Raw genomic sequence first — 26,607 nt, 5'->3', positions numbered from 1 at the left:
CCTGGCCGCCTGCGGGCGGCCTTTTGTTTTTCTGGAATAGTCATGACCTCACCGCAACGCCTGATCGTCCTGCTCGCCGCCCTGGTGGCGTTCGGCCCGCTGTCCATCGACATGTACCTGCCCAGCCTGCCGGCCATCGCCGCTGACCTGCAGGCAGGCGAAGCCGAGGTGCAGATGACCATCGGTGTGTTTCTCGCCGGGCTGTGCCTGGGCATGCTGTTCTATGGGCCGCTGTCCGACCGTTACGGACGCCGTCGTTTGCTGCTGGGCGGGATCGTCATCTATCTGCTGGCCAGCGCCGGTTGTGCCCTGGCCTCCGAGGTCGAGCACCTGGTGCTGTGGCGCTTTCTCCAGGCCCTTGGCGGGGCGGCGGCATCGGTACTGGGGCGGGCCATCGTGCGCGACCTGTTTCCTCTCGACGCTGCGGCGCGGGTGTTGTCGCTGATGCACCTGGTGACCATGTTCGCCACGCTGCTGGCCCCGCTGCTCGGCGGCTACCTGATGCAGTTGGCGGGGTGGCGCTCATTGTTCGTGGTGCTACTGGCATTCGCTGCGCTGTGCCTGCTGGCTGTCGCCTGGAAGATTCCCGAGACACACCCGCCAAGCGCACGCGGCGCGTCGCTGGGGCAAGCGTTCCTTGCCTACGGGCGCATGGCGATACAGCCGCTAGCGCTCGGCTACATCCTGTGCATGGGCCTGGGTTTCGGCGGCATGTTCGCCTTCATCACCGCCTCGCCATTCGTCTACATCGATTATTTCGGCCTGTCGCCCATGGCCTACGCCTGGCTGTTCGTCCTGAACATTCTCGGCATCATCATCGCCACCTTGCTCAATGCGCGTCTGGTTGGTCGCCTCGGTGCGCAGCGCATGCTGGTGCATGGCACGGCGGTCATCGCCTTGGCTGCCGTGGCGTTGCTGGCTGTCGGCTTCAGTGGCTGGGGCGGGATTGCCGCCATGGTGGCGGGCGTGGTGCTGTTCATCAGCGTCACTGGCCTGCTCGGGGCCAATTGCCTGGCCTGCCTGCTGGCTGCTTTCCCACGCCAGGCCGGCGCGGCGGCAGGGCTGGCCGTCGCCACTCAGTTCGGCCTGGGCACCGCCTGCAGCGCGCTGGTCGGCGTGCTCTATGACGGCACGCCATTGCCAATGTGCCTGGTCATGGGCGCGGCGGGCCTGGGCTCGCTAGGCGCATTCCGTTTTGCCAAGGCGGCGACGTTGCGCGGATAGCCACAGGCAGTAGACCAGCAGGATCGTCCCCGATACGGCAAGTACCACAGGCGCGCCCAGATGCGCTGCCAGCAACCCGGCAAGCAGGCCGCCGATGGCATCGAAACCGAAGCGGGTCGAGGTGTAGAGCGAGACGACGCGGCCACGCAACGCTTCCGGTGCCGAGCTTTGCAGGACGATATTGGTGCCGACGTTGCTGGCGGAGATACCGAAGCCGAGTACGGCCATGGTCGCCAAAGACGTCCACAGGTGCGTACTGATGGCGAAGCCGATCATCGCCACGGCGGCGAACGCCGAGGAAATCAGGATCACCCTGGGCAGAGACGTCACCGCCCGGTTATTCGCCAATACCAGGGTCGATGCCAAGGAACCCAGGCCGGCCGCGCCCCATAGCCAGCCCAGCGTGGTCGCGTCTCCGGCGAAAATGTCCTTGGCGAACACTGGCAGCAGGACGACATAGCTGGAGGCGGTCAGGTTGACGATCAACACACTGAGCATCATGCGTCTGACCGTCAGGTTTTCCAGGGCATAGCGCAGCCCCTCGCCGAATACGTTGCCGAACGAGCCGCTGGCACGCGGCGATGGTTCCAGGCGCACGAAGATCAGGCCGCTCATCAAGGCCAGGTAGGAGAGGGCGTTCAGGGCGAAGCAGGTCGCCTCGCTGACGAAGCCGAGCAGCAGCCCGGCCAGCGGTGGGCCGATGAAGCGCGACAGGGTGAACAGCATGGCATTCAACGCCAGGGCATTGGGCAGGTCGGCGCGGTCATCGACGAATTGACTGAGCAGCGACTGGCGCAACGGCGTGTCGACCGCATTGAGCACGCCGAGCAGGGCGGCCATGGCGACGATAGTCGTTGGCCCGATGTGGCCGCTGGCGGTGAGCGCCGCCAAGGTCAGCGCCTGCAGGCCAAGCGCGGCCTCGACCAGGATCAGCAGGCGGCGCTTGTCGTGACGGTCGATCCAGGCCCCGGCGAAAGGCCCGACCAGCAGTTGCGGGAGCAGGGCGGCGAAGGTGGTCACGCCAAGCAGCGCCACTGAATCGGTCAGCCGGTAGACCAGCCAGGACAACGCCACCTGCTGGATCCAGGTGCCAAGGGTGGAGATGGAATGCCCGGTGAAATACAGGCGGAAATTGCGGTGACGCAGGGCGCGCAAGGCGCTGGGCCAGGTACTCATTTATGCGGAACGACGCGCTACAGCCGATGGTAGGCGAATCATACGCCTTAGACCAATTGTTAATAAATTAATGATTGCCGGCCGACAAATCGGGGAAAAGTGCCTTGTCGCCATGGAAAGTACAATCTTGCCTGTGAAACGTACATTTTTAGCTTGCCAGGCTCTATCCATAATTATCCGGCAAGCATTTCGGCCTGAGCGCAGCCTCTGCATGCCACGGGAAAAAACCTTGGCCGAGGCCCATGAGTGACTCACGACCGACAACTAACAATAAGCAGGGCCATAACATGAAAAAGCCAAATCCTCTCTTCACCGCGCTTAGCGAAATTCTCCCTGCCATTGCTGCGAATGCCGCTCAGGCCGAAAAGGACCGCATGGTCCCGGCCGAGAACATCGCCATGCTCAAAGGCATCGGCCTGCACCACGCGCTGCAGCCGAAAGCCTACGGCGGCATGGAAATATCCCTTCCCGAATTCTGCGATTGCATCGCTGCACTGGCCGGAGCCTGTGCCAGCACCGCCTGGGCCATGAGCCTGCTGTGCACCCATAGCCACCAGTTGGCGATGTTCCCGAAAAAACTCCAGGACGAAATCTGGGCGGACGATCCCGATGCCACCGCCAGCAGTTCCATCGCGCCATTCGGCAAGGTCGAGGAGGTCGAAGGCGGCGTGATGTTCAGTGGCCAGATGGGCTGGAGCAGCGGCAGCGACCACGCCGAGTGGGCCATCGTCGGTTGCCGCCGGCAGAATGCCGAGGGTGGCCAGGACTACTGCTTCGCCGTACTGCCGCGCAAGGACTACGAGATCCGTGACGATTGGTACGCCGCCGGTATGAAGGGCAGCGGCACCAAGACCCTGATCATCGACAACGTCTTCGTCCCCGAGCACCGCATCCAGAAAGCCAAGGACATGATGGAAGGCAAGTCCGCCGGTTTCGGTCTGTACCCGGACAGCAAGATCTTCTACAGCCCGTACCGCCCGTACTTCGCCGTCGGCTTCGCCACCATCAGCCTGGGTGTCGCCGAGCGCATGCTGGTGGCCTTCCAGGAAAAGACCCGCAACCGCGTGCGGGCCTACACCGGCGCGACCGTGGGGGCCGCGACGCCGGCACTGATGCGCCTGGCAGAATCGACCCATCAGGTCCACGCCGCCCGCGCGTTCCTGGAAAAGACCTGGCGCGACCACGCCGAGCATGGCGAGCGTCACGAATACCCAAGTCGCGAGACCCTGGCCTTCTGGCGTACCAACCAGGCCTATGCGGTGAAGATGTGCGTGCAGGCCGTCGACCGTCTGTTCGAAGCCGCTGGCGGCACCGCCTGGATGGAAAGCAACGAGCTGCAACGCCTGTGGCGCGACTCGCACATGACCGCCGCACACGCCTACACCGACTACGACGTGTGTGCGCAGATTCTCGGTCGCGAGCTGATGGGGCTGGAGCCGGACCCGACGATGGTCTGAGCGCGGCACATCAGCGTCTACGGCCGGTTAGAGGTGTAAGCAGCCATCGCTACAAAAACGAGCGGCTCCTGTCTCATTGCCGGCTGTTTGCCCCGTCCAATGAGCGGGCTCGTGAAAAACCAACATGCCGGGCCGGTGTCCGGCACTGAGGACAACATGACAAATCAACAACAAGCGGCCTTCGATCCGCGTGCCTTCCGCCGTGCCCTGGGCAATTTCGCCACTGGCGTGACCATCATGACCGCCACTGCCGGCGGCAAGAAGGTCGGCGTCACGGCCAACAGCTTCAACTCCGTGTCGCTGGACCCGGCCCTGATCCTGTGGAGCATCGACAAGCGCTCCACCAGCTATGACGTCTTCAACGAAGCCAGCCATTTCGTGGTGAACATCCTGGCGGCGGACCAGATCGACCTGTCCAATCAGTTCGCCCGTCCCAGTGAAGACAAGTTCGTGGGTATCGATGTCGAGATCGGCGCGGGCGACGCGCCGATGTTCAAGGACTGCGCGGCACGCTTCCAGTGCGAGATGTACCAGCAGGTCGACGGTGGCGATCACTGGATCCTGATCGGCAAGGTGGTGGCCTTCGACGATTTCGGCCGCGCGCCGCTTCTGTATCACCAGGGCGCCTATTCCTCGGTCCTGCCGCACCCACGCCTGCTGAAGAAGAGCGAGACCGTCGGCAAGACCGCATTCCAGGGGCGCCTGAGCGAAAATCTCTACTATTTGATGACCCAGGCAGTGCGCAGCTACCAGGCTGATTATCAGCCACGCCAGTTGACGACAGGCCTGCGCACCAGCGAGGCCCGCATGCTGATGGTCCTGGAAAAGGATGCCAGCCTGAGCATGGCCGACCTGCAGCATCTGATCGCGATGCCTGCGCGTGAAATCGAAGAATCCCTGGAAAACCTCAAGCGCAAGGACATGCTTTGTGCAAGTGGCAGCGGCTATGGCTTGACCGCACAAGGCGTGGATCACGCCGAAACCCTCTGGGATATCGCCGAGCAGCAACAACAGCGCGTGTTCGCCAACCTGCCTGCGGAAAAGGTTGAGGCGTTCAAGGACGTGCTGCGCGCCATCACCCAGCTTTGACCTGCCGGCCGCCTCGCAATGGGGCGGCCTTCTTCGACTTTCGTCAGGAATCGGTATTCATGCCTTGCGCCGGCATGATTTCGATAATATGTTAATAAAAATAATAATCAGCCGGGATTCAGGAGAGTCGCGCCATGCCTACACTTTCTTGCGCGTCCAGCCAGTTCGAAGAATGGAATCGTTCACTTCGTTCGGTCTGCGGTAATTTCCGCACCGAGGTTGCCCAACGCCATTCCCTGTTCATCGGCGAAGTTCGCCGCCAGGAGCTGGATGGCCTGGAAGTGGCGCACATCCGCACCAATGCCGGATTGATCGCCCGCGAGCGTGTCCGTGCGGATGGCGACGATGACCGTCATTGTTTCCTGATCTTCCAGCGCAGCGGTCGCCAGCACATTCGCCAGGGCGATCGCAGCATCGAGCTGATTGCCGATGACCTGGCCCTGGTCGACTCAGCGACTGCGTTTGAAATAGAACCCCACGGGCTGATCGAAAACCTGTCATTCCACCTATCGCGCGATCAGGTCACACGTCAGTTCGCAGGTCGCCGCCTGTTTGGCCGATTGTCTCGCAACGGTCTCAGCGGACGCATGATTCGTGCGCTGCTGCAATCGGTGAGCGGCGGCAATGAACCGCGCGGGGGAGAAGGGCGAGCCTTGCAGGACGCCTTGATCGCATTGCTCCAGCCCGCCCTGGTCGAAGACCGTGATGAGGGCATACCTACAGCCGGCAGTCTCTATGGGCTGGCATTGCAACTGATCGACGAGTCGTTACAGAACAACCTGCTCGGCCCGGAATTTCTTGCCAGTCGCCTGCATGTCTCGGTCAGGAGGCTTTACCGAATATTCGAAGAACAGGGCGACAGCATCTGTCGCCACATCCAGCATGCGCGTCTCAATCGGGTGGCTCGCGACCTGCAGGCTGGCAACCTGCGGCATGAATCCATCACCCAACTGGCCTTCAAGTGGGGGTTCTCCGACGCGGCACACTTCAGTCGGGCCTTCAAGCGCCAGTTCTCCAGTACGCCACGGGACTATCGCGCCCTCATCGGTTAAGTATGAAAAAGCCCGCTGAAGCGGGCTTTTGGGTTACCAGGCCCGGTAGTAACGGGGCGGTGGCGGGCCATAGTAATAGGCTGGCGGCGGTGGCGGCGGGACGTAATAGGGTCGCGGCTCCACCACGACGGCATAGGGTTGCGGTTGTGGGTAATAGACAACCTCTGGCGGCGGAGGCGCAGGCTGAACATAAACAGGTTGCGGTGCTCGCTGCGATGACACGATTGCGCCCCCGATCATCGCCCCGACGACGGCCCCGGCGATGGCTGGCCCGGCATCGCGGCCATGAGCCGAAGCCTGTCCGGCAAGCGCCAGGCAAGCGGAAAATGCGATTATTTGAGGCAAACGACGAACCATGATGCTCTCCAGGTCCGCAATGAACGGGCGGATACGAAACATCAGACACTGCCTTTCGTTGGTTTGCAGTGAGTGTTGGGTAAATATTATGTAAGTATTTCCGAGTTGAAACCTTTCACAGAATTTTCACACCTGCTGGGGTACTTCTTAAGGCGGGTTGACGGATCAACCTCCCCATACAGATAGCCCGCCTCGCGCGGGCTTTTTGTTGGCGCAGATTTCCGGGCCGCGGCTTATCCTGAAGTGGTAACGAAGTCAGCCACTTACAAAAAAGGAGAAAGGAACGTGAGTATTCCGTTCTGGTGCATCTTCATCGCCGCACTGCTGATCTATCTGGCCAAGATTCCCGTAGCCCGGGCCATGAGCGCGGATGGCGGCTACGACAACAGCCATCCACGAGCTCAACAGGCCCGCCTCAATGGTCTGGGAGCAAGGGCTCTGGCTGCCCATCTCAATAGCATCGAGATTTTCCCGCTGTTCGCCGCTGGTGTCCTGATGGCGCATACGACCGAGGTATTCGGCTGGTGGGTCGATCTTCTCGCCATCCTGTTCATCGTCAGTCGCGTACTCTATCTGCTCTTCTATTGGCGCGATCTGGCCTGGCAGCGTTCGCTGGTGTTCTGTATCGGCCTGTTCTGTTGCTTGCTGCTGATGCTCAGCCCTGCGATTCGCTGGCTACTGGTTACCCTATGAAAAGCAAAAGGCCCGCATTGGCGGGCCTTTTGCTATTTCTGCCGTGGCTTACTGCTGTTGGCCATTGCTCGCGGGCGGAGTAGCCGGTGCCGCAGGCTCGGCTGGCTGAGTCGCAGGTTCTGCCGGAGGCGTGGCTGGCTGGGCCGGCTCTGCCGGCGGCGTGGTCGGAGCCGGTGCTGGCGCGGCAGGCTGGGACTGCGTTGGCTTGGGCTCCTCAGCCTTTTTCTCGGCAGGTTTGTCACAGGCCGCGAGGCCGAGAGAGGCAGCGATAAGCAGGGCGTAGGCGAGTGTTTTTTGCATGGTTCTTCTCCGTGGGATGGTGTCCATCGGGCTATTTGATGGCATCTGCACGAAAGAAGTTCAGTGCAATCATTGTGATAGGTGCATTACTTGATGTGATCCGGGCGCATCCTTGAGGTTCTGCTTCGAATTTTGCGCTGAGTCTTTGCCGGCCATCACAATTAAAGAAAAACATCGAATTGTCGATGGATTACCGCTGTACGGGGCATTAACTTGGCGCCCATGCCTGCGGCAGGTGCTGTCGGGGCTTGGGTCAACCTCTGGTTACAAGGAATAGCGAATTGGATGCGTTGCTGATCCTCGCCGGTCTGCTGTTGATGCTCGTCGGCCTGGTCTGGCTGATTGTGCTGGCATTTGGCAGTGGCTTGCTGTGGGGCTGGGGTAGCCTTTTACCGCCGATTACGCTGCTGTACGTCGGCAAGCACTGGCTCAGGGCACGCAAGGCCGTGGTGGTGTTCGGCCTGGGTTTCATTCCGCTGGTCGTCGGCATGGCCCTGCTGGCCAGCCGCGACGCCGCGCGCCTGGAGGCGCTGATCACATTAAGCTGGCTGCAACCACCACAACAGCCCCCTAAAGAGCTGGATATTCGCCTGCGCGGCGATCTCAACGGACAGGTCTTCGCTGCGCAGCAGGCCGAATTGATCAATGGGGTATTACGCCTGCGCGAGGGCAACGATTTCTTCGCCCGCCGCGAGGTGATCGTGCGCCTGCCGAAAGATACCCGTCCGCCGGTACGGGTAGATATCCTGCCGGAGGACCAGGGCGACCTGCCAGAAGTGGAGATCAGCTGGCTGCTACCCGATCAGGACCTCCCTGAAGCCAGGCGCCTGGACAAGGGCTACACCTTGCACCTCGATCTTCAGCCGCTGCCGCCTAACAAACTGGTCGGCGACTTCCATCTGGTCTTGCCGGCGCAATATCAGACGACCCTGAGCGGCCGCCTTGAACTGTTCCGCGACGACCTTCGTTATCGCGACGACAAGGTCGACCTGACCCACGACTCCCAGGACACCCTGCGCTATCTGGTCACCGATTACCTGCAACGGCGCTTCGCCACGACCCGCGTGGACATCATCGACCTGCCACCGGTGGCGTTCCCGACCCGGCGCGTAGCGACAACCGTTGCCGCCTCGATCGAAGGCAAACCACAGCAAGTGCCGCTCTCCATGGAAAAGACCAATACCGGCTGGCGAGTCGATGGCGATCGCTTCATCCCTTTGCAGGCAGAAAGCGAAAACCAGCAGGCCTCGCCAGCACCGACGCAGGTTAAAACACCTGATCGAGCGCCTCAGGATCCATTCTCCCTGGTCGTTCTGGTGAGTACTCCCGAGCGTTATATCGGCCGCAACATGCGCGTGTTCAAGAGCAGTGGCGGCAATGTGGAAGGCCGCTTCGAGGGTTTGGACAGCACGGGCAACATTCGCCTGCTCCAGCAGCGCGGCGGCGCCGGCCAGGCAACCTTTACCCTCAAGCCGGACGACATCAGTCGCATCGATCTGCTGGGTTCCTGATTGCATGACTTGAAATAGTCCAGCAAGCCCCCATCTGCATGTCATCCGCCGCAATCGCGGCCTGTCCTGCCGATGGAGTTAGAAGACCATGAGTGTGGAAACTCAAAAAGAAACCCTGGGCTTCCAGACAGAGGTAAAGCAATTGCTTCACCTCATGATTCATTCCCTCTATTCGAACAAGGAAATCTTCCTTCGCGAATTGATTTCCAACGCTTCGGATGCTGCCGACAAGCTGCGTTTCGAAGCCCTGGCCAAGCCGGAACTGCTCGAAGGCGGTGCCGAGCTGAAGATCCGCCTGTCGTTCGATAAAGAGGCCAAGACCGTCACCCTGGAGGACAACGGTATTGGCTTGAGCCGCGAGGAGGCGATTGCGCACCTCGGGACCATCGCCAAGTCCGGCACCGCCGACTTCCTGAAGAACCTCTCTGGCGACCAGAAAAAGGATTCGCACCTGATTGGTCAATTCGGCGTGGGCTTCTATTCCGCGTTCATCGTTGCCGACAAGGTCGATGTGTATAGCCGCCGCGCCGGCCTGCCGGCCAGCGAAGGCGTGCACTGGTCGTCGAGGGGAGAGGGCGATTTCGAAGTCGCCACCGTCGAGAAAGCCGAGCGTGGCACACGTATCGTCCTGCATCTGAAGAGTGCCGAAGAAGAGTTCGCCGATGGCTGGCGCCTGCGCAACGTGGTCAAGAAATACTCCGACCACATCGCCCTGCCCATCGAGCTGCCGAAGGAGTTCCACGGCGAGGAGAAGGACAAGCCGGCCGAGCCGGAGTGGGAAACCGTCAACCGCGCCAGCGCGCTGTGGACCCGGTCGCGCACCGAGGTGAAGGACGAGGAATACCAGGAATTCTACAAGCACGTTGCCCACGACTTCGAGAACCCGTTGGCCTGGAGCCACAACAAGGTCGAAGGCAAGTTGGAATACACCTCGCTGCTCTACGTGCCGGGTCGTGCGCCATTCGACCTGTACCAGCGCGAAGCGCCCAAGGGCCTCAAGCTCTACGTGCAGCGCGTGTTCATCATGGACCAGGCTGACGAATTCCTGCCGCTGTACCTGCGCTTCATCAAGGGTGTGGTCGATTCCAACGACCTGTCGCTGAACGTCTCCCGTGAAATCCTGCAGAAAGACCCGGTCATCGACTCGATGAAGTCGGCACTGACCAAGCGTGTGCTCGACATGCTGGAGAAACTGGCGAAGAACGAGCCTGAACAGTACAAGGCGTTCTGGAAGTCCTTCGGCCAGGTGCTCAAGGAAGGCCCGGCGGAGGATTTCGCCAACAAGGAGAAGATCGCCGGCCTGCTGCGCTTCGCCTCGACCTCCGACGAGTCCAGCGAGCAATCGGTTTCCCTGGCTGATTATCTTGCCCGCGTGAAAGAGGGCCAGGACAAGATCTATTACCTGACGGGTGAAACCTACGCTCAGATCAAGAACAGCCCGCACCTGGAAGTCTTCCGCAAGAAAGGCATAGAAGTGCTGCTGCTCACTGACCGCATCGACGAGTGGCTGATGAGCTACCTCACCGAGTTCGATGGCAAGCAACTGGTCGACGTCGCCCGTGGCGATCTGGACCTGGGCAAGCTGGATTCGGAAGAGGACAAGAAAGCCCAGGAAGAAGTGGCCAAGACCAAAGAGGGTCTGGTCGAGCGCCTGAAAGGTGCGCTGGGCGAGCAGGTCGCGGAAGTGCGCGTATCCCATCGCCTGACCGACTCGCCGGCGATTCTTGCCATCGGTGATCAGGACCTGGGTCTGCAGATGCGGCAGATTCTCGAAGCCAGCGGCCAGAAGGTGCCGGACTCCAAGCCAATCTTCGAGATCAATCCGGAGCATCCGCTGATCGAGAAACTGGACGCCGAGCCTGACGAAGATCGTTTTGTCGACCTGTCGCACATCCTCTTCGACCAGGCGGCCCTGGCCGCTGGCGACAGCCTCAAGGACCCGGCGACTTATGTGCGTCGCCTGAACAAGCTGTTGGTCGAGCTGTCCGCATAAGTCGGATGTCGGTAACCAGGAAGCCCGCATTGTGCGGGCTTCTTCATTTAACGGGAAACAAGATATGAGTCAGATTCAAGTGACCCCGGTGGGCTACGAGATCGATGGCCAGACCTACGAAGGCCAACTGGTTTATGACGCCTCGAGCAATACGCCACGCCCTGGCCTGCTGATGGCGCCGAACTGGATGGGCGTCGGCGCGACGGCGCTGGACGCCGCACGCAAGCTGGCCGGCAGCGATTATGTGATTTTCGTGGCTGACCTGTATGGCAAGAATGTCCGCCCGGAAAATGCGGATGAAGCCGGCGCGGCGATGATGCCGCTCAGGAATGACAGGGCGCTGCTGCGCAAGCGCATGCAGGCCTCCCTGGAAGCCCTGAAATCCGCCCTGGCACCGCTGGATACAGCCAAACTGGCAGCCTTCGGCTTCTGCTTTGGCGGTTGCTGTGCCCTTGAGCTGGGGCGTGCTGGCGCGTCCTTGCACGCCTTCGTTTCCTTCCACGGCAGCCTCGACACACCGAATCCGGCAGACGCAAGAAACATCAAGGGCGCGGTACTGGTTCTGGATGGCGCTTCCGACCCGCTGGTGCCACGCGAGCAGCTACCCGCTTTCGCCGAGGAAATGACCGCTGCCGGGGTGGACTGGCAACTCATCAGTTACGGCGGCGCGGTGCATTCCTTTACCGATCCTGGAGCCAACGTCCCAGGCAAGATGCAGTACGACGCCAAGGTCGCGGCACGGGCGTTCATCGCCATGCGCAACTTGCTGGACGAGCGCTTCGGCGGCTGAGTCCAGAGCGCTCCTACGGCTGCGCAGGCGTATACATGTAGGGCCGTGCCGCATGCTTCAGTTGCTCGATCCGAGCGCTGAACGCCTGCCGCTCGGCTTCGCTCTTGGCCAACCACCACTGGCGTACCGGCGTGTTGTCATAAGGCATGGCCCATCCGGCATAGCGTTGGAACTGCGGTTTTGGAAAGCCATTGTCCTGGCCGCGCAGGTACTTGTCGAAAAAGCCGAGAACGAAGTCGTTGGGCGCATCCAGCATGATTTCGGTCGGTGCCGTTCCCAACAGATTGTCCCGTAATGGTCGGCGCGCCATCCAGGCCAGGTCGGTCAGGCCGTTATGGGCTACGCCCCTGATCTTCAACCGATGGATGTCCGCACGCTGGCCTGCATGCTCGAAGCGCTCGTAGGAAAAATCGTTGAAGCTACGCTGGTCCTGCTCCGCGATATCAGCCTTGAAGTAACCGTAGAACAGGCTGATGTCCGAGTGCAGCATCAGCATCGGCACGGGTATGTCGCTAGCGAAAGGGCTGAAGTGAAAGTCACCGCCGTCGAGATTGACCAGCGCAGCGCAGCGTTTATCGACCAGGCATAGTGCTCCGGCCGTGGAGCCGCCGAACGACATGCCTATCTCGCCGGTACGTTCGAAATCGCTGGCCGCCACGACGTCGGCGACACTCGATGGCACGTGCCCAGCCTGCAGCCGGTCGTGTACGAAGACCTGATCGGCCACCCAGGTTGGCGCACTCGATACAACAATTCGCGACTTCCTGGCCAGATTCTCCTGCGCATTGATCAACTGCGCATCCAGGCGGTCGTCAAGGGCGCGGGCCGTGAATGCCTTGATCATCACCGCTGGAAATTCGCCATTGGCTTCGGGGCCCTTGCGGAAGCTGTCGACCAGTTCGGGGTCCATGGGGGCGATGTCGCCATTGGCGAACACGGTGGGCGAAGCATCGTAGGTGTGCTGTACGGCATAAACCGCATAGCCATGGCTGGCGAGCTTCTCCATCAGCACACTGTTCTGCCAGGCGAAACCGGTGTAGCCATGGCTGAAGAACAGCACAGGCAAGCGTCCCATGTCCTCGTGCAGTGGCGCGTTGGCGTAGCTGTTCGTACGGACATGGCGTACATGGCTGAGCAGTGGTGCAAACCCCATCAGGCTGCCCATGCCTTGGGCCGTACTATGCGCCTCGGCGGGGCTGAAATAGGGCAGGGGGCTGGCGTCGGTGGCCGGGCGCGCCGGATACCAGACCCGCACCAGTAGTTTGCGAGGCTCATCGGCGGATGCGTACATGACGCCTTTGCGGCTTTCGTCGACAAGCTCGAAAGTACGCACTCCAACTGCGTAGTGCCCATCCGGAGTGGGCAGTGGTCGTATCGGGAACAGATAGAGCAGCGCCACTGACGCGATGCTCAACAGCCCTAACAGGGTGCCACTGACCCACGCTGTGGTTTTTCCTGATGAGCGACGAGCCAGTGGCGGGGTCAGTGCCAGCAAGACGGGCAGCAAGCCCAATGCAGACTGCCAGCGGTCGAGGTACAGACTGAACGCGACACTGGCCAGAAGCAGCAGCGCGCTGATGCGGATCAGCACCACGCGGTTTTTCAGCCTGGAACGCCACCAGGCCAGTAGCAGCAAGGCAGTGAGTGCAATCTGCAGCAGATCCAGGAACGTCATGGCGCCTTGGCCTTACTCTGTGGCCATAGAACGGCAACCGCCAGCAGTAGCGCGCTGACGACGTAAGGCAGGCCAACGTGAAGTTGGTAGAGCAGGGTGCCAATCAGGGGGCCGCTGATCATGCCCACGCCATGGGCCGCGCCGAGGGTACCCGCAGTCGCGCCTTGCTCATGGGATTCCACGGCATTGGCAGCGAGCGCGGCCACCGAGGGAAAGACCCAGCCCATTCCGGCTGCCGCAACGAAGAATGCAATCCATAGCTGGACGGCATTGTCGACCAGCATCACCCCGGAAAAACCCAAGGCCGACACCATGCCGCCAACTCGAATCAGGCGCATAGGCGACCAGGCAAGCAGGCGCACCAGCAGTTGCACGAAGATCAGGGCGACACCGACTGCAGTCAGCGCGATGCCGGCGACCTTGGCGGCCTCCGACGATGGCAGGTCCAGTCGATCGAGGGCAAAGAATCCTACGGTCACCTGTGCCATCGTCACGCTGAACATGGCGCTGAATCCGATCAGCAAAGGCCTGCGCAAGCGCGGGTCGGTAACCCGCAGCGGCCTGCTGTCGGGGACGACATGGTGTTCGACCCTGGGCAGCCAGCGCCAGAAAACGAACAGCGCCAACACAGGCAACAGGGTAATGACATAGAGCGGCAAGCGCAGGTCGTAACTGGCCATGAGCCCTGCGATGCCAGGGCCGGCGACCATGCCGATGGCACTGGCAGCCCCGAGCCCGGCCATTGCCGACGCGCGCTTCTCGGGTGCGACATGATCGGCGACCAGCGCCGCCCCGGTGGCCGGGATCGCCGCATAAAAACCGCCCGCGACTCCGCGTAGGGCGACGATACCGACGAAAGCGAGCCAGGAAGGAGGCAGCCATTCCAGGGCGACAAGGACAAAGGCGGCGAGGGCGGTATAGGACACCACGAAACCGAGCAATCCGGTCAGCAGGATTTTTCTCCGCCCGAGACGATCACTTGCCGCCCCCCAGGCACGCGCCAGCAGTACCCAGGCGATACCGACCATCGCCACCGTGGTTCCTGCCTGCCAGGGGGCGAGCCCGAGAATGCGCGACAGCGGTCCGATCAGTACGACGAAGGACATCACGGCCACGGTGCAGGCAAAGTTTTCCACCATCAGCGGCCATAGCCTGAACCGGGTAGACGTTGCTGTGTCAAGGGAGGTATCGATTGCGTTCATGTACTGTTTCTTTTCTCTTGCAAAGCATCCATGTCGTAGACGCAGGGAAAAGGTGGGGGGATGTGGAGACAAAGCTGCTTTCGTTCACATTCGAGAATGCGTCTCATCATAATGAGGCGCTGCGCGTATTGTCACCGATCACGGCTGATGGCGCTCGGCAAAAAGCTAGCTCAGTACGTAGTAGCCGAGCTTGTCGAGGACTATCCCACTGCGTTTGTCCGGTTTCAGCCCTTCTTTGATGATGCAGTACAGATCCCTGAAAACCTTGGATTTGGTCGCCACGTAACTGTGCCCTAGACCGAATAACTCACTTCCTGCCGATGTGACGTCGATGGTCGCCAGGTTCTCGTCGACTATCGGCGGCAAGGCATCGCCAGCCCGAGACATCTTGCGCAACTCCCGGGAGATCTTTATCGCGCGATCACTTCTGGACGCGTACAGGGTGACCTGCTCGTAATTGCCGAAGACCTTGGCGATCTGCATGAAACGACCCGTGTCGATGTCAGGAGCAGCCAGTACAACCTGGCCGATGGGTGTGCTACCTGCACGCCCGCGCCAACTTTCCAGAACGGACAAGAGCGCGCGATTGCCCATGCTATGGGCAATGATGTGCAACTTGCGCAGCCCCAGTTTCTCCGTGACCTCCTGCAGGAAGGTCCTGAGGTGAGCGGTTGACCAGTCGACAGTTGCCTCGTCGGACGGATACTTGAGAACTTTGCCGTGGGACGCCCAGCTATAGCAAAGCTTGACCCCGGAAAACTGCAGGTCATGACAGATCTGCGCGGTGCGCCAGATCGCCTCGTTGAAGTCCACATTGAATCCGTGAATGAAGAGCAGCCCATCTTGCTGCTCGACGTCAGAGGAGGCCGAACCGATCCAGTCCCGCAGATCCATGGCCTGGAGATAATGGATCGCGATGTGTTTGTCAGGGTTCTGCTTGCAGGAATGCCAGAACTTCCATCTAGACGGCGGACGCTCGATTTTCCCCTCGGCATGGACATGGGGCACCGACACATGGGCCACGCCGTAGGTAACCCTGTCATGGCCTCGCTCGTCGCCGAACTCGATGGCGCCATGCTCAAGGGTCAGGCGCCGGTCCGTACCGAAGTGCAGCAAGTGTCTGGTGAAACGCTCCGTGGCCTCGCTCTCCGATGCCTTCGCTGCAGCGAAGCCGGTAGCGTGGGTGTTTCCCGTACATGAGCCGGCCCGAGCGAGGTTGTCATGACCAATGCTGATTTGCCCAGCAGAGGGGCGGGGGATGATCTGGGGGCGAATAACGTCATGGCAATCGAGCGACCTGGTTTTCGGCTCCAGGATCTGCAGCGGTAAATCCAGTGCGGTGAAGAGCAGCCGCCTGAAGTGCTGCTGCCGTACTACCATTTTGACTTTCCCGGCTCGTCCAGCATGGGCATCGAGTATCGACCTGATCTTTTTCGATGCGTCATTCAGCACGATATCCGCGAGGGCGAAAAGTAACTCATCGAAATCCGCGAGATGAGAGGGGAGAGCGACCTTTTCTCTGACTTGCCGAAGAAACTCGCCATCCCCGGCATTTACCCAACATTGAAAGACCGCGGTGCAACTCACTATCTGGCCATGCCTGCTACTGGTGAAGACATTCTTCTGTAATAACGCCAGCGCGAGTTTCAGATCCTCTGCGGTTCTCATCCATCACTCCCTGAATGCGATTATCGACTGATCGTGCCTGCAGCGGATGCTTGAACAGGTTCTGAGATGTTTAGTCGCCGCAGCGCCTTTTCTCCTCTCCTATGAAGTTTTTTTGACGTCGCCCCAGACGCTTCCCGGAAGCTTTTGCCCGCCGCCCAGTCAAAAACTGCACGGCGCGGTTCAGCGCCGAGACTTGTTCTTCGGATGCGCGCCATGGGCAATGGCCGGGAATTAACGGCTGGCCAGGGAGTAGAACAGGCCGTGGATATATTGCTTGCCAGTCCCTTGGCGTTATCGGGAGGGCGCGCTGCTCGGCGCCAGGTAGTCGACACTGATGGCCCGCAATCCCGCTATGGTGAAATTGTATAGGTGAGAAATCAGTTCCTCTTCAGGCATCGCCAGCACCACTGGTGCAGGGCCTGGCAGTCCGTTGCCGGCGACCAGTAGCATCAGGCACGGCGCTGCGGTGCTGATCAGGCAGCGCAGTAGCGCGGGATGATTGGCAGGAATAGCGGTTATCTCGCTGAGTATGTTCAGGATTACAGCGAGTTTTGGCTGCAGTTCTTCGTTGAACAGCACTTGCAGATGGGAGGAGGGGGCGAGTACCTCGCGGGCCAGTACTCCGGAGTGCCAGCCATGGCCGACCTGGGCGGCGTTGACCAGCAGGGTAAGGATAGCCCGCAGCTTTTCTTCCTCGGTGCACTCGCGCTTGGCGATCTGCACCAAGTCGTCGAGGCTTATGACGCGCCGATGCGCCTCGGCCAGGACTACCTGGTACAGGCCTGTACGGCTACCGAAGTGATAGTTGATCGAGGCCAGGTCCACCTCCGCCTCTGCGGCGATAGCCTTGCTGGTGGTTTCCGCGAACCCGGTCTGGGCGAACAGACGGCCTGCGTTCTCAAGGATGCGCGTGCGGGTCGCTTCACCGTCAACCCGGCTACTGCGGCTCGAATGAGTCATGGCATTTCAACTCTGTTGATTTATTGCAATTGATTTTGTCGAGAGATAGATTAAAGTCAATTTAAATTGATTGGCCGTGTGATTACCTGTGTCCATTTCTGCGCTCGGAATCCGTTTATGAAGAAGCCTTTTATCGTTGTTGCGCTGGTTGCGGGTCTGGTCATCGCTGGACTGCTCTACTGGAACAGCCGTCAGGAAGATGCCCCCAGCACCCTGATCCTGCATGGCAATGTCGATATCCGTCAGGTGTCGCTGGCCTTCGATGGCAATGGCCGAGTGGCGCAATTGCTTGCAGAGGAGGGCGACGCGGTCAAAGCCGGCGCCGTGCTGGCGGTGCTGGACACCCGCACCCTGGCGCTGCAAGCCGCGCAAGCACAGGCTCAAATTGCCGTGCAGGAAAAAAATCTGCTGCGCCTGCGCAATGGCTCGCGGCCCGAAGAGATCGCCCAGGCACGTAGCCGCCTGGCAGCGGCGAACGCCGATACCTACCTGGCCAACCAGGAGCTGTTGCGCTTGCAAGGCATCGCCAGTAAAACCGCTGGGCGTGGTGTCAGCGTGCAGGATCTGGATCGTGCCAAAAGCTCGCTGCAGGTTGCCAAAGCACGTGGGGATGAACAACAGAAGGCCTTGCGCCTGGCCGAGCTGGGGCCACGCGCGGAAGACATTGCCGGTGCCGAGGCGCAACTGCAGGTTTCGCAAGCCGAACTGGCCTTGCTACAGCACCAGATCGACCTGGGTAGCTTGCTCGCACCCGCCGATGGCGTGGTGCGTTCGCGCCTGCTGGAACCGGGGGACATGGCTACGGCGCAGCGTCCGGTATTCGCCCTGGCGTTGACGCAGCCCAAGTGGGTGCGCGTGTATGTCAGCGAGACCGACCTGGGTCGTATAAAACCCGGCATGGGCGCCCGCGTTACCACCGACAGCCACCCGGAGCAGCCCATTATCGGCAAGGTCGGCTATATCGCTTCGGTTGCCGAATTCACCCCCAAGGCCGTGCAGACCGAAGAGCTGCGCACCAACCTGGTCTATGAAGTGCGTGTGCTGGTGGACGATGGCCGCGACGTGTTGCGCCTGGGCCAACCCGCGACCGTAGAGCTGGATGGCGGTGTGGCGCCGTGAGTGACAAGGGCACCACGGTGCGGGCCGAGGGGCTGTGCAAGTCCTTTGCGGTGCCCGGGGGCAGTCGCTTGCTGGCGGTCAACGCGGTGAGCCTCGGCGTACAAAAGGGCGAGCTTACCGCCTTGGTCGGGCCGGACGGAGCGGGCAAGACCACCTTGCTGCGCATGATGGCCGGACTGCTGCAACCTGATTCGGGCAGCCTCGAGGTGCTGGGGTTGGATGTGATCCAGGCGCCACAGGCCGTGCAGGATCGCATCAGCTATATGCCCCAGCGTTTCGGTCTGTACGAAGACCTCAGCGTGCAGGAAAACCTCGACCTCTACGCCGACCTCCACGGCGTTGCCCAGGCCGTGCGCCGCGAGCGTTTCGCGCGGTTGCTGGCAATGACCGATCTGGCACGCTTTACCGAGCGCCCGGCGGGGAAACTGTCCGGCGGCATGAAGCAGAAACTCGGCCTGGCCTGCACCTTGGTGCGCTCCCCCGACCTGCTGTTGCTGGATGAGCCCAGCGTGGGGGTGGACCCGCTGTCGCGCCGCGACCTGTGGAAGATCGTGCAGCAATTGATCGACGACGAACAACTGAGCGTGATTGTCAGCACCGCTTATATGGACGAAGCCGAGCGCTGCGGCCAGGTCTACGTGATGAACCAGGGCCGCCTGCTGGCCCAGGGCACACCGGCTTCGTTGCGGGACAAGGCGCGGGGGTTGACCTTTACCGCCACGCCACCGGCGGGCATGCCGGCGCGGGATCTGCAGGCGCGCTTGATCGATGCCGGGCAGCGCATTGTCGATGCGGTGCCCAAGGGCGGGGCGGTGCGCTTTATCGTGCAGCCAGGGCAGGGCATCGCTTCAGTGAGCGATCTGCTTGCCGAGGTCCGGTACGAGGCACGGCCGCAGGAACTGGAAGACGCCTTCATGATGTTACTGCGCAAGCATCAGGCACAGCACAGCGCCACGCCAGGCACCGCCAAGAATGTCGCCTTGCCCAGGGGGGCTCCCGCCGAAAACCAGCAGCCGGCCATCGTGGTGCGTGATCTGGTACGTAAATTCGGTGATTTCACCGCAGTGGCCAGCACCTCGTTCGAGGTCGCTCACGGTGAGATATTTGGCTTGCTTGGGCCCAACGGTGCAGGCAAGACCACCACCTTTCGCATGCTTTGCGGCTTGCTGCCGGCCAGTGGCGGTCAGTTACAGGTGGCCGGGGTGAATCTGCGCCATGCCCGTGCCCAGGCCAGGGCGCGCATCGGCTATGTGGCGCAGAAGTTCGCCTTGTATGGCAACCTCAGCGTGCAGGAAAACCTCGAGTTCTTTGGCGGTGCCTATGGCCTGCGCGGGCAGGCGTTGCGGCGGCGCATCAGCATCGTCAGCACACAGTTCGAACTTGAACCCAGCGCCCGCAGTGGCGAGCTGCCGGCAGGTTACAAGCAGCGCCTGGCGATGGCCGCCAGCCTGCTGCACGAGCCGGAAATCCTGTTTCTCGATGAGCCCACCAGCGGCATCGACCCCCTGGCCCGTCGCGCCTTCTGGCGCACCATCACCGCCTTGGCGCAAAGCGGCGTGACCATCATCGTCACCACGCACTTTATGGAAGAGGCCGAATACTGCGACCGCATCGCCATCCAGGATGCCGGGCAGATGCTGGCCCTCGGCACGCCCCTGCAGGTACGCGAACAGGCCGGAGCCGAGCATGCCACCGATATGAACGGCGCCTTTATCGCCATCGTCGAGCAAGGGCGCGCGGCACGCACCACGGCGAGGACTGTGTCATGAGCGAGGCCGGTTTCACTCGCCGTCTGCTCGCCCTGGTGCGCAAGGAAACCCGGCAGATGCTGCGCGATCGCAGCAATCTGGCGGTGGGCCTGTTGCTGCCGGTGGTGCTGATTCTTCTGTTCGGTTATGGCCTGTCCTTCGACGTCGAGCACGCACCGGTTGCCGTGGTGCTGGAGGACAGCTCGCCACCGGCACGCGATCTACTCGCCGGCATGCAGGACTCCCGCTACCTGGCCCCGCAGTGGCTCACCAGCATGCCCGAGGCCGAGCGGCGCATGCGCCTGGGCGAGTTCAACGCCATCGTCCGCGTGCCAGCGGATTTCTCGCGGCAATTGGCGGCGGGCGAGGGGCGGATACAACTGCTGCTTAACGGCGTCGACTCCAATACCGCCAGCGTGGTGGAAGGTTATGTCAGCGGCGTGATTGCCACCTGGGCGCAGCACCAGGTGGACCGCGCGGGCAACAAAGCGGTCGGCGGCAGTGTGCAGATCGAACAGCGCATGTGGTTCAACGAAGCCTCCACCAGCACCTGGTATCTGGTGCCGGGCCTGATCGCCTTGGTGATGACCCTGATCGGCGCCTTCCTCACCTCGCTGCTGATTGCCCGTGAGTGGGAGCGCGGCACCCTGGAATCGTTGTTCGTCACCCCGGTGCGCCCACTGGAACTGGTACTGGCCAAACTGGCGCCCTACCTGGTGGTTGGGGCTATCGATCTGCTGTTCTGCCTGCTGGCCGCCAAGTTCCTGTTTCAGGTGCCGATGCGCGGTTCGTTGTGGCTGATCATGCTGGCCTCGATGCTGTACCTGGCGGTCTCGTTGCTGCTGGGCCTGTTTATCTCCGGCAGAACCCGCAACCAGTTCGAGGCCAGCCAGATGGCACTGCTGGTCAGCTTTATGCCCGCCATGATGCTCTCGGGTTTTGTCTTCGACCTGCGCAATGTGCCGGTGGCGATCCAGGTGATCAGTCAGTTGCTGCCCGCCACCCATTTCATGGGCCTGATCAAGACCTTGTTCATGGCGGGTGATAACTGGCCGATGGCCCTACGCGACTGTTCGATCCTCTGCCTGTACATCGTGGTGCTCACCGTAGCGGTGCAGCGCACGCTGAAGAAAACCCTGGACTGAAGCCATGCGTGAATTACTCGAAACCCTCGTCGCTATCGGCTTTCTGGTGCGCAAGGAACTGCTGGCGCTGTTCAAGGAGCCGTCCAGTCGGGTGATCCTGATTGCCCCGGCCTTGATCCAGGCCTTGCTGTTCGGCTATGGCGCCACCTACGACCTGACCTACGCGCCTTACGCGCTGATCGACCAGAGCAAGGGCGCCGCCGTCACCGAGCTGTTGACCCGTATCGACGGCACCGGCGTGTTCAAGCGCGAGCGGGTGCTGGACTCCTCGCAGCAGATCGCCAGTGCCATCGATGACGACGGCGTGCTGTTGGTGCTAAGCATCCCCGCCGATTTCGAATCACGCTTGGCGGCCGGGCAGGCTGCGCCTTTGCAGGTAATCCTCGATGGCCGCAACTCCTCCACGGCTGGGGCGGCCTCGGCGCAGATCAGTGCCATCGTCGCCACCTTCAACCAAACCCGCGGCAGCGTGGCGGCGGTGAATGTCGAGCGCCGGGCCTGGTACAACCCTAATCTGGAGTCACGCTGGAACCTGATGCCGGCGCTGATCGCCTCGCTGAGCATGCTGCAAACCCTGCTGCTGGCGGCGCTGTCGGTGGCCCGTGAGCGTGAGCAGGGCACTTTCGATCAACTGCTGGTCACGCCGTTGACACCCATGCAGATTCTGCTGGGCAAGGCCGTGCCGGCGATTCTGGTGGGCCTGACGCAGTCGACACTCATCCTCTTGGTGATCCGCTTCTGGTTTCAGATCCCCATGGCCGGTTCACCGTTGCTGCTGTACGGGGGACTTCTGGTCTTTACTGGCGCGGCGGTGGGTATTGGCCTGTCGATCTCGGCACTGTCGCTGAATATGCAGCAGGCGATGCTCTACACCTTCCTGATCATCATGCCGATGATGTTGCTCTCCGGCCTGCTTACTGCGGTCAACAACATGCCCGTGGCCCTGCAGATCGGCACCTACCTGAACCCGCTGCGCTTTGCCACCGACCTGGTGCGCCGGGTCTATCTGGAAGGCGCCGGGTTTACACAGATTGCCTTCGACTTCGTGCCCATGTTGCTGGTGGCCGCCGTGACCTTGCCGTTGGCGGCCTGGCTGTTTCGCAATCGTCTTTCCTGAGCGTAGGTCCTTTATGTCCGAATATCGCCGTTTTGCAGCCTGCCTGATTGCAGTGACGTTGTCGGGGTGCAGTGTCGGCCCCGATTTCGCCAAGCCCAAACCTGCGGCTCCGGCGGACTGGGCCAGTTGGCACAGCGCCGACCCACAGCTGCCTACGCCCGCCGTCAGCGGGCAAACGCTCCCTGGGCAATGGTGGCTGGTACTCGACGACCGGGTGCTCGACCAGTTGCAACAGATGGCATTCGCCACCAGCCCGGACCTGCGCACCGCCGCATTGCACTACGCCGAGGCCCGCGCCCAACGCCGCACCGTGGCGGCGCAACGTGGGCCACAGCTCGATGCCAGTGGCGGCGTATCCCGCGAGCGCCAGAGTGAGTCCGGGGCCAGCACGCGGCTGATCGGCTCGATCGCACAAGACCCCGCCCCGCTAGTCAAGCAACTGAGCGAACCCTTCAACTTGTACCAGGCTGGTATCGACGCCTCGTGGGAGCTGGACCTGTGGGGACGCATCAGCCGCTCCATCGAAGCGGCCGATGCCGATATCGACTCCCAGCGCGCGCTGCTCGACCTGGCGCGCCTCAGCTTGACCTGCGAGGTAGGGCGCACCTACTTCGAACTGCGTACCAGCCAACGGCAAATCCAACTTACCCGCGAAGACATCGCTGCTCTGGAAGACCGCCTCGGGTTGCTGCAAGCCCAAGTCGATGGTGGCCTGGTGGATCACTTCGACCTGGAGCGCCAGCGCGCCGACCTGGCGGCCCTGAAAGCTCAACTGCCAACCCTGCTGGCGCAGGAAGGTGCGAGCAGCAACCAGCTCACCCTACTGCTGGGTAAACAGCCTGGCGCGTTGCGCGAGCTGCTGGCGCCACGCCGTCAGGCGATAACGACCGCGCTGCCGGACCTGCAATTGGGGTTGCCCTCGGAAGTGGTGGTGCGCCGCCCGGATATCCGTGCTGCCGAGGCTCGGCTGCACAGCGCCACGGCAAATATAGGAATTGCCCAGGCCGAACTCTATCCAAGCATCAGCCTGGGCGCGCGTTTTGGTTACGAGTCGTACCTGAGCGGCGAGTTTGCCGATTGGGGCAGTCGCACCTGGTCCGTGGGCCCCAGCCTCAACCTGCCGCTATTCGACCACGGCCGACGTAAAAGCGTGGTGCAACTGCGAGAGCTCGAACAGCAGGAAGCAGCCGTCGACTACCAGCAAACGGTGCTCAAAGCCTGGCAGGAGGTCGACGATGCCCTGACTGCCTACACGGCCGAACGCCAGCGCTCAGACGCGCTAACCCTGCGCGCGCAGAGCGCCGAGCAAGCCTACCAACTGGCCAAGGCCCGTTACGACGGCGGCGGCACCGACTTTCTCAGCGTGCTCGATAGCCAGCGCGGCTACCTGCAAGCCCGTCGCGACCTGGTTTCAAGCGAAGGCACGTTGTACGCGCGCTACATAATGGTGAATAGAGCGATCGGCAATGCGGATGGTGACAAGGCGCAGGAAGAGTTGAAGCGGGCACTGACGGACTGACTGTAAGGGCAAGTTCGACGTGTCCACTGATTTGAGTGGCACGCGGCTTCACGTTCCAATCCCTGCGACCAAGGGATTGGACTGAACCGCCCCAGGTATCGCGGAGGCTCCATCTTTTGAGAAACTGGAGCCACTATGCCAAAGCCACCTAAATTTTCCCCCGAAGTCCGTGAGCGTGCCGTGCGGATGGTCTACGAAGTCCGCGAGTTGCACGATTCTCAGTGAGCATCCATCGAGGCGGTGTCAGCAAGATCGGATGTACAGCCCAGATCTTGAGCAACTTGATCCGCAAGGCCTTTTCTCCCGCAGCACCTAGCGTACCGGCCGATCCTCGGATCAAAGAGCTGGAGCGAGAGATTCGTAACGAGGCACTTGCCGTACAGATTCACTGTGTCTGGCAGGAAAACTACGAGGTCTATGGGGCCAGGAAGATCTGGCGACAGATGCATCGCTAACACCAGATAGTGGCGCGCTGCACAGTGGAGCGGTTGATGCGTGAGATGGAGCTCTGCGGCGTGACACGCGGCAAAACGGTGAAAACCACACAAGCTCCCAGGGATTTGGTGAAGCGCCAGTTCAGTGTCGAACGTCCCAATCAGCTCTGGGGCGCCGATTTCACGTTCGTTTCAACCTGACAGGGGTTCGCCTATGTCGCGTTTATCGTGGATGTCTATTCGCGTTTCATCGTTGGCTGGCGAGTCAGCCGACACATGCGTACGGAGTTTGTCCTGGATGCGCTCGAACAGGCAGTTCACGCACGCCGGCCTGAGCCTCACCGGTTGGTTCATCACAGCGACAGAGGCTCGCAAGGCGGATTCAACCGGTCGTCGCAACACTGGGTTGCTGAATAGATTTTAGATAGTTGTTCAGTACTTCGGCAGGTGTTTTCCAGCCGAATGTTTTTCTGGGCCTGTTGTTCAGCGTACGGGCTATGGCTTGAATCTCTTGAGCACTCCATCGAGATAGGTCGGTGCCTTTCGGGACGTATTGCCTCAGAAGACCGTTTGTATTTTCGTTCGTACCGCGCTGCCATGGGCTATGAGGATCGGCAAAGTCTAAGTTTGTGGGCGGGATTGCTCATGTTGCAAAACAATGGCATTCCACTGAAGCACATCGACCAACTTGGAGATTCAGGATCTCGCGAGGCAAAATCGGGCCAAGGGGCTGGATCAATTTTATGAAGTTTTTGAAGAGTATCCCATCCGAAAGAGTGGTACTTATCAACAGTGTCTACGCAGATGGCTGTTATTGAGAATGCTATCAAGAGTGGGTATGCAGTATCGATATCCCCATCCCATCCTCTTGATGCTGAAACATACTCAGAAAGCCCGTCTGCGAGAACTTGGAGTCCGTTAGAGTCAATATCTTCAACAAATATAAACTTCAGAAGTTCCTTGCGGAATGCATTCTTGGAAAATACACATGAAAACAAAGAGTTCGATTTAATCTGGCTTCAAGGTCTTCTAGAACCTCAGCGTGCCATCCCGTTGCACTAGTCGTTAATTCAGACTGATTTATCAAATTTTCAAATTTTGGGTGCACGATTGACTTGCCCACAGATAGACTCCTGTCTCAAATTGGAAATTCGTTATTGGATTCCAGATTTACTGTCGAAGAAGACGCTTGCTTAACTTAGTTCTTGTGTGGCGTATGCTGCCTGAATCGACAAAGTTACTACTGTTGCAATGGAAGCTATTACTTGAACTACTGCAAATATAATCATGGCAGAGAATATTCCGATTCTATCGGCTAATGCCCCGCTTGCTATAACAGGAATAGAAAACCCCGCATATGCATATACGAACAGTCCAGCAGTCGCGCGCGCACGATTTTGGGGCGCTTTGGACGTGACTTCGAATAAGGCTGCTAGGTAAGTGAAGCCGTAACTTGCGGAACTCGTAATCGCAGTGCCTATAAGAATGAGCGCAATCGAATAGTTAAAGACTCCTATTAGAAGAATTGAGAACCCAATCGGAGTGAGCAGTATTCCAAAAGCAAGTGACGTGATGTTTTTCATCCGTCGGGCTATAAACTGACACAAGAAGCCTGTGCAGATTGATAGGAAAACTACCAAACCAGTCCAGCCATTTATACCTATCTGATTTAGGGCTAAGGGAATTACAGCGATTACTACGCCGCTAGTAGACCAGGCGATTATCATTGCAACACCATATACCCAGGTTGCTTTAGGAAAAACAGGTAGCCTTATAAGTGATTCTCTATTTGGAGTGTCTACAGCTGGAAGGTTTAGCGTTAGAACAGCCAAGATCGGCGCAATGACTATGAGCAATACAAAGCTTCCAGGAATCAATGTATATCCTTGTAAGCCAAGGCTTACGCTGGTAGCTAACGCGCCACCACCGAAACCTAGGGTCGTTGCAGCGGTGACGATTAGAGCAGCAAGACCTGACCTATCTCTGTGCAACAGCTCCGACATATAGGCAGTCCCAGCAGTTGTTGCTAGACCAGTGCCTATTCCAAGCAGGATTCGTGCAGTAACCAAGCTTTCCCAGACAGGGTATATAGCAAGTATGCACGTAGCAATTGCCCCAAGTACAAGCGATAGGGCGATTGGCAACCGTCTACCTATACGATCGGACAATCCCCCCATGAAGATCAACGTTGGCATCAAGCCGGCGACGTAGGCAGCGAAGGCGATGGTTACTGCTGTAGCACCTACATCGCTTTCTGCAGCGTAGGCTGCATATAATGGCGTTTGGAGGTTTACTGCGAATGTCGCCGTAAATATCGAGATGGCTAGAAGTACTGTTGAGTATGAATTTGGCATGTTCGCGACGATCCCTCGTTACAG

At 60.3% G+C, this 26,607-nt stretch carries 22 protein-coding genes and 2 pseudogenes; 14 read left to right on the top strand and 10 right to left on the bottom strand.

Annotation, left to right across the window (positions count from 1 at the left end; genetic code table 11):
- Positions 1-42: 42 nt before the first annotated feature.
- Positions 43-1,224, top strand: a complete 1,182-nt coding sequence (locus ACSZPK_RS14615) for a Bcr/CflA family multidrug efflux MFS transporter (RefSeq protein ID WP_437882196.1) — start codon at positions 43-45, stop codon at positions 1,222-1,224.
- Here the strand turns inward: ACSZPK_RS14615 and ACSZPK_RS14610 are convergent.
- On the bottom strand, positions 1,180-2,400 hold the full coding sequence (locus ACSZPK_RS14610) for an MFS transporter (RefSeq protein ID WP_437882195.1): 1,221 nt from the start codon (positions 2,398-2,400) through the stop codon (positions 1,180-1,182). The two genes, ACSZPK_RS14615 and ACSZPK_RS14610, sit on opposite strands and share 45 nt — an antisense overlap.
- Before the next feature lie 287 nt (positions 2,401-2,687).
- Here ACSZPK_RS14610 and ACSZPK_RS14605 point away from each other — a divergent pair, with 287 nt between their 5' ends.
- From ACSZPK_RS14605 to feaR, 3 genes are all read left to right on the top strand, one after another.
- Positions 2,688-3,857 (top strand): p-hydroxyphenylacetate 3-hydroxylase oxygenase component, encoded by a 1,170-nt coding sequence (locus ACSZPK_RS14605; RefSeq protein WP_437882194.1) that lies wholly within the window; start codon positions 2,688-2,690, stop codon positions 3,855-3,857.
- A 156-nt stretch (positions 3,858-4,013) separates the two neighbouring features.
- Positions 4,014-4,946: a p-hydroxyphenylacetate 3-hydroxylase reductase component gene (locus ACSZPK_RS14600; protein ID WP_437882193.1), complete on the top strand. Its 933-nt coding sequence runs from the start codon at positions 4,014-4,016 to the stop codon at positions 4,944-4,946.
- Positions 4,947-5,080: 134 nt separating this feature from the next.
- Positions 5,081-5,998 (top strand): transcriptional regulator FeaR, encoded by a 918-nt coding sequence (feaR, locus tag ACSZPK_RS14595; protein ID WP_437882192.1) that lies wholly within the window; start codon positions 5,081-5,083, stop codon positions 5,996-5,998.
- Between the two features lie 33 nt (positions 5,999-6,031).
- Here the strand turns inward: feaR and ACSZPK_RS14590 are convergent, their stop codons facing one another.
- A complete protein-coding gene (locus ACSZPK_RS14590; protein ID WP_437882412.1) occupies positions 6,032-6,355 on the bottom strand; it encodes a hypothetical protein in 324 nt (107 codons plus the stop codon).
- 285 nt (positions 6,356-6,640) lie between these two features.
- On the opposite strand from ACSZPK_RS14590, the gene ACSZPK_RS14585 reads away from it, so the two are divergent.
- Positions 6,641-7,048 (top strand): MAPEG family protein, encoded by a 408-nt coding sequence (locus ACSZPK_RS14585; protein WP_437882191.1) that lies wholly within the window; start codon positions 6,641-6,643, stop codon positions 7,046-7,048.
- Between the two features lie 48 nt (positions 7,049-7,096).
- Here the strand turns inward: ACSZPK_RS14585 and ACSZPK_RS14580 are convergent, their stop codons facing one another.
- Positions 7,097-7,348 (bottom strand): hypothetical protein, encoded by a 252-nt coding sequence (locus tag ACSZPK_RS14580; RefSeq protein WP_437882190.1) that lies wholly within the window; start codon positions 7,346-7,348, stop codon positions 7,097-7,099.
- 281 nt (positions 7,349-7,629) lie between these two features.
- Here ACSZPK_RS14580 and ACSZPK_RS14575 point away from each other — a divergent pair, with 281 nt between their 5' ends.
- The 3 genes from ACSZPK_RS14575 to ACSZPK_RS14565 all read left to right on the top strand — a co-directional run bounded on the left by ACSZPK_RS14575 (position 7,630) and on the right by ACSZPK_RS14565 (position 11,642).
- The gene (locus tag ACSZPK_RS14575) at positions 7,630-8,859 is read left to right on the top strand and encodes an MFS transporter (RefSeq protein WP_437882189.1); all 1,230 of its coding nucleotides are present in this window, start codon (positions 7,630-7,632) and stop codon (positions 8,857-8,859) included.
- 88 nt (positions 8,860-8,947) lie between these two features.
- On the top strand, positions 8,948-10,852 hold the full coding sequence (gene htpG, locus ACSZPK_RS14570) for a molecular chaperone HtpG (protein WP_437882188.1): 1,905 nt from the start codon (positions 8,948-8,950) through the stop codon (positions 10,850-10,852).
- 64 nt (positions 10,853-10,916) lie between these two features.
- The gene (locus tag ACSZPK_RS14565; RefSeq protein WP_437882187.1) at positions 10,917-11,642 is read left to right on the top strand and encodes a dienelactone hydrolase family protein; all 726 of its coding nucleotides are present in this window, start codon (positions 10,917-10,919) and stop codon (positions 11,640-11,642) included.
- 13 nt (positions 11,643-11,655) lie between these two features.
- Here ACSZPK_RS14565 and ACSZPK_RS14560 read toward each other — a convergent pair whose 3' ends face one another.
- From ACSZPK_RS14560 to ACSZPK_RS14545, 4 genes are all read right to left on the bottom strand, one after another.
- Positions 11,656-13,317, bottom strand: a complete 1,662-nt coding sequence (locus ACSZPK_RS14560; RefSeq protein ID WP_437882186.1) for an alpha/beta hydrolase family protein — start codon at positions 13,315-13,317, stop codon at positions 11,656-11,658.
- Positions 13,314-14,519 carry an MFS transporter gene (locus ACSZPK_RS14555; protein ID WP_437882185.1) on the bottom strand — a complete coding sequence of 402 codons (1,206 nt, stop codon included), beginning with the start codon at positions 14,517-14,519 and terminating at the stop codon, positions 13,314-13,316. The genes ACSZPK_RS14560 and ACSZPK_RS14555 overlap by 4 nt, the downstream gene beginning before the upstream one ends.
- A 165-nt stretch (positions 14,520-14,684) precedes the next feature.
- Positions 14,685-16,187: an alpha/beta hydrolase gene (locus tag ACSZPK_RS14550; protein ID WP_437882184.1), complete on the bottom strand. Its 1,503-nt coding sequence runs from the start codon at positions 16,185-16,187 to the stop codon at positions 14,685-14,687.
- Positions 16,188-16,478: 291 nt separating this feature from the next.
- Positions 16,479-17,147, bottom strand: coding sequence for a TetR/AcrR family transcriptional regulator (locus ACSZPK_RS14545; protein ID WP_437882183.1), 669 nt, complete (start codon positions 17,145-17,147; stop codon positions 16,479-16,481).
- 117 nt (positions 17,148-17,264) lie between these two features.
- Between ACSZPK_RS14545 and ACSZPK_RS14540 the strand changes: the two genes are divergently transcribed.
- From ACSZPK_RS14540 to ACSZPK_RS14515, 6 genes and pseudogenes are all read left to right on the top strand, one after another.
- Positions 17,265-18,266, top strand: coding sequence for an HlyD family efflux transporter periplasmic adaptor subunit (locus ACSZPK_RS14540; RefSeq protein ID WP_437882182.1), 1,002 nt, complete (start codon positions 17,265-17,267; stop codon positions 18,264-18,266).
- Complete coding sequence (locus tag ACSZPK_RS14535; RefSeq protein ID WP_437882181.1) at positions 18,263-20,035, top strand: ATP-binding cassette domain-containing protein; 1,773 nt, start codon at positions 18,263-18,265, stop codon at positions 20,033-20,035. The genes ACSZPK_RS14540 and ACSZPK_RS14535 overlap by 4 nt, the downstream gene beginning before the upstream one ends.
- A complete protein-coding gene (locus tag ACSZPK_RS14530) occupies positions 20,032-21,159 on the top strand; it encodes an ABC transporter permease (protein WP_437882180.1) in 1,128 nt (375 codons plus the stop codon). The genes ACSZPK_RS14535 and ACSZPK_RS14530 overlap by 4 nt, the downstream gene beginning before the upstream one ends.
- A 4-nt stretch (positions 21,160-21,163) precedes the next feature.
- The gene (locus ACSZPK_RS14525) at positions 21,164-22,276 is read left to right on the top strand and encodes an ABC transporter permease (RefSeq protein WP_437882179.1); all 1,113 of its coding nucleotides are present in this window, start codon (positions 21,164-21,166) and stop codon (positions 22,274-22,276) included.
- 13 nt (positions 22,277-22,289) lie between these two features.
- Entirely contained in the window at positions 22,290-23,795 is a 1,506-nt protein-coding gene (locus ACSZPK_RS14520) for an efflux transporter outer membrane subunit (RefSeq protein ID WP_437882178.1), read from the top strand.
- A gap of 338 nt (positions 23,796-24,133) precedes the next feature.
- Positions 24,134-24,604 (top strand): annotated as a pseudogene (locus ACSZPK_RS14515) (IS3 family transposase); the annotation flags it as partial.
- 7 nt (positions 24,605-24,611) lie between these two features.
- Here the strand turns inward: ACSZPK_RS14515 and ACSZPK_RS14510 are convergent.
- The 3 genes and pseudogenes from ACSZPK_RS14510 to ACSZPK_RS14500 form a co-directional block, all read right to left on the bottom strand.
- A pseudogene (locus tag ACSZPK_RS14510) lies at positions 24,612-24,848 on the bottom strand (IS30 family transposase); the annotation flags it as partial.
- Positions 24,832-25,227 (bottom strand): YqcI/YcgG family protein, encoded by a 396-nt coding sequence (locus ACSZPK_RS14505; protein ID WP_437882177.1) that lies wholly within the window; start codon positions 25,225-25,227, stop codon positions 24,832-24,834. The gene ACSZPK_RS14505 and the pseudogene ACSZPK_RS14510, both read right to left, overlap by 17 nt.
- 195 nt (positions 25,228-25,422) lie before the next feature.
- On the bottom strand, positions 25,423-26,583 hold the full coding sequence (locus ACSZPK_RS14500; protein ID WP_437882176.1) for an MFS transporter: 1,161 nt from the start codon (positions 26,581-26,583) through the stop codon (positions 25,423-25,425).
- Between the last annotated feature and the right edge of the window lie 24 nt (positions 26,584-26,607).

The sequence above is a fragment of the Pseudomonas sp. LRF_L74 genome (genome assembly GCF_965644255.1).
Taxonomy (GTDB): Bacteria; Pseudomonadota; Gammaproteobacteria; order Pseudomonadales; family Pseudomonadaceae; genus Aquipseudomonas.
This window is presented reverse-complemented; position numbering and strand designations above follow the sequence as displayed.